General features: G+C 62.8%; 4 protein-coding genes and 1 pseudogene. 3 read left to right on the top strand and 2 right to left on the bottom strand.

The features are described 5' to 3' along the window. A pseudogene (locus tag EN893_RS28005) lies at nucleotides 1-249 on the top strand (TRAP transporter permease); the annotation flags it as partial. After that, on the top strand, nucleotides 246-629 hold the full coding sequence (locus EN893_RS28010) for a DUF1850 domain-containing protein (protein WP_127267559.1): 384 nt from the start codon (nucleotides 246-248) through the stop codon (nucleotides 627-629). The pseudogene EN893_RS28005 and the gene EN893_RS28010, both read left to right, overlap by 4 nt. 49 nt (nucleotides 630-678) lie before the next feature. Here the strand turns inward: EN893_RS28010 and EN893_RS28015 are convergent, their stop codons facing one another. Beyond that, complete coding sequence (locus EN893_RS28015) at nucleotides 679-1065, bottom strand: DCC1-like thiol-disulfide oxidoreductase family protein (protein WP_256754965.1); 387 nt, start codon at nucleotides 1063-1065, stop codon at nucleotides 679-681. A 254-nt stretch (nucleotides 1066-1319) separates the two neighbouring features. Next, nucleotides 1320-1460 carry a hypothetical protein gene (locus tag EN893_RS28020; protein WP_013528645.1) on the bottom strand — a complete coding sequence of 47 codons (141 nt, stop codon included), beginning with the start codon at nucleotides 1458-1460 and terminating at the stop codon, nucleotides 1320-1322. A 378-nt stretch (nucleotides 1461-1838) separates the two neighbouring features. Here EN893_RS28020 and EN893_RS28025 point away from each other — a divergent pair. Continuing rightward, on the top strand, nucleotides 1839-2696 hold an 858-nt coding region (locus EN893_RS28025; protein WP_128361951.1), incomplete at its 3' end, for a Ku protein.

Raw genomic sequence — 2696 nt, forward strand, 5'->3', positions numbered from 1 at the left:
CAGTTCGGCTATCCCGTCGAGGTCGCCTACATCGTCGCCAAGGCCTGCATGGGCATCGTGCTGTGGGGTGCCGCCGCCGTCGGTTTCCTCGCCAGCCGCATGGCATTGTGGGAACGGCTCATCGCCTTCGCGGCCGGCGTGCTGCTGGTCGCCGCGGTGCCGCTGACCGACGAGGCCGGCTGGGCGCTGGCGCTGGCCTGGATCGGCTGGCACTGCTTTCGTGCGCGGCAGGCTTCAGCCAAAACATGAGCCTTTGCATCCTGGCCGCCGGCAAGATGGTGACGTTCTCCGTCGCCGCCTTTACGCTGTCCTGGACGCATTCGGTGGAACGGACGCGCTGGGAGGAAGACTGGAAGGTCACGCCTATCGGCCTGCAGCTGGTCGAGGCGCGGGTCAAGAGCTCGGGCGCCGGCATGGAGCCATCGGAAGGCGCGGTGCTGAAGAATGGCTGGTGGGCCTACACGCCCACGGTCGGCCCACAGCGGCGCGTCATACTCGCCGCCTCTGGCGCAACCGGCGACGGCTGGACGCTGTGCTCGGTTCAAGGCTGCCGGGAATTGGGCAAGGGGGCCGGCGACGCGATCGTGCTGAAGCCGTGCGAATCCACCGGTTCGAGCCAACCGCGATAACGCCCGATCAATGCGCTGAGCGGCGGCTCGTTCTCCAGCAGCCACATCCTCAGTCAAGGAACCGCTCGCGCAGCTCCGGAGAAGGAACCTCGCAGCTGTCCTTCCTGCCGAACAGCGCGTAGCGATTCCTGGCAACGCGCTCATAGAGCCAGTCGCGCAGCGGGCGCGGCAGCAGCAGCAGCGTTTTTGCCGCCCGCCAGGGCCAGCCGAGTTCCGCCATGACAGCGACGAAGCTGTCGAGCCGCGTGAAGGCGACGCCGTCGATCAGGACGAGGTTGGTTTCGTAAGAGTCCGTGCGCAGTCCATGCTTCCGAAACAGCGTTTCACCGAAGGGCGACTGCGCGGTGGCGAAGCGGAAACGGCCTTGGCGATCGAGCCTGACCACCATGCGCACGAAGCCGGAGCAGAGCACACAGACGCCATCGAAAACGATCAATCGATGGCGTGCGTCGAGAGTTGTTCCGGAGGGACGATTTGACTGGGGTCGACTGGGTTGGGAATGGTCGGTCACGCTGGCCTCGGCTGCTCGTGTCCTATGACACTAAGCCGGCCAGCGTCGGTATCAAAGCCGTGGCGATGTCGCACGGCGCCTGTCGGCGAGAGCGGGACGCTCGGCGCGATAGGTGGTGGCGCGGGTAGAGGCGGCCGGCCTGCAGATCCTGCTGTTGTGGCGATTTTCGAAAGCCATGATCAGTGCGCGCCCAGCGAGTTGCCGCGACGGGCGCAAGCAGGGCCGGGGCCGCGCATGTAATAGCGCTCGGGCCGATAGGTCGGCGCGACGAATTCGCGGATGGCGGCGGCATAGCCGATGAGGTGCGCGAGGAAGTTCATTACCCTTGTCCCTGTCCCGATTTTCGGATGTCCCTTCCGAATTGCGGTCATCATAGCGTCGAGGCGTGAATAGTCGGTGAACGTGATGTTAATATCTGGTCGAAAATGCCTCGCTTCGTGGCTGGATTGCGGCTGATTCGGGGTCTTTCCGTGCAGTTGGCCGGCATTCCGGCCAATGTGACTTTTGCATCACATATGTTTCGTTTGAATGTCGCGCGCGCGCGGTTCTGTTTCAACTTTTGCCGCGCCCGCGAAATTCAGGTGCTGGCGGCCATAAGGCCTCGGGCGCGCCCTTGGCATCCAGATCGGTCCGTGAGCGCGGAACTGGAGCGCGGTCTGTCCGTTCTCACCTTCATCTGGTTGTGGAAGGGAGATATCATGGCGCCGCGTCCGGCCTGGAGAGGCTATTTAAAGCTTTCGCTGGTCACCTGTGCCGTCGAACTCACCAATGTCGTCACCCACACGGAGCGGGTCTCGTTTCGCATTCTCAACCGCAAGACCGGCAACACGGTGAAGCGCCTCTATGTCGATGCCGAAACCGGCAAGCCTCTGGGGGAGGATGACGAGATCAAGGGCTATGAACTCGACGATGGCGATTTCATCCATATCGAGGAAGACGAGATCGAGGCGGTGCAGATCGAATCCTCGCACACGATGGCGCTCGACGGTTTCGTCGACAAAGCTTCGATCCAGCAGATCTATCTCGATACGCCCTATTATGTCGCGCCGGCCGACAAGGTGTCGGAAGAAGCGTTCGCCGTCATTCGCGACGCGATGGCGGGCAAGAAGATGGCCGGGTTGGCGCGTATCGTGCTCTACCGACGCGAACGGCCGGTGGTTATCGAGCCGCTCGGCAAAGGCATGGTGCTGACGACGCTGCGCTACGACAACACGGTGCGCCAGCAGGACACCGTCTTCGGCGACATCGAGTCGGTGAAGACCGATCAGGAGATGACCGACCTCGCCGAGTTGATCATCGACAAGAAGAAGACGAAGTTCGATCCCTCGAAATTCGACGACAAATACGAGGACGCGCTGCTGGAGCTGATCCGCGCCAAGAAGGCCGGCCACAAGGCGCCGAAGGCCAAGGCGGCGCCCAAGCCTTCCAATGTCGTCAATCTGTTCGACGCGCTGAAGAAGAGCCTGTCAGATTCCGGATCATCGAAAAGGTCTTCGTCGGCGAAAGCCAAGCCGGCGGCCAAACGCGCCAAGCCGAAAGCCAGCGCGCCCAAACGC

Origin of the sequence: Mesorhizobium sp. M7A.F.Ca.CA.004.04.2.1, from assembly GCF_004022825.1 — a bacterium.
Taxonomy (GTDB): Bacteria; Pseudomonadota; Alphaproteobacteria; order Rhizobiales; family Rhizobiaceae; genus Mesorhizobium.

Excerpts from the sequence above, each read along its gene's own strand:
- EN893_RS28020 (WP_013528645.1), bottom strand. The coding sequence starts at position 1,460 with ATGAACTTCCTCGCGCACCTCATCGGCTATGCCGCCGCCATCCGCGAA.
- EN893_RS28010 (WP_127267559.1), top strand. The coding sequence starts at position 246 with ATGAGCCTTTGCATCCTGGCCGCCGGCAAGATGGTGACGTTCTCCGTC.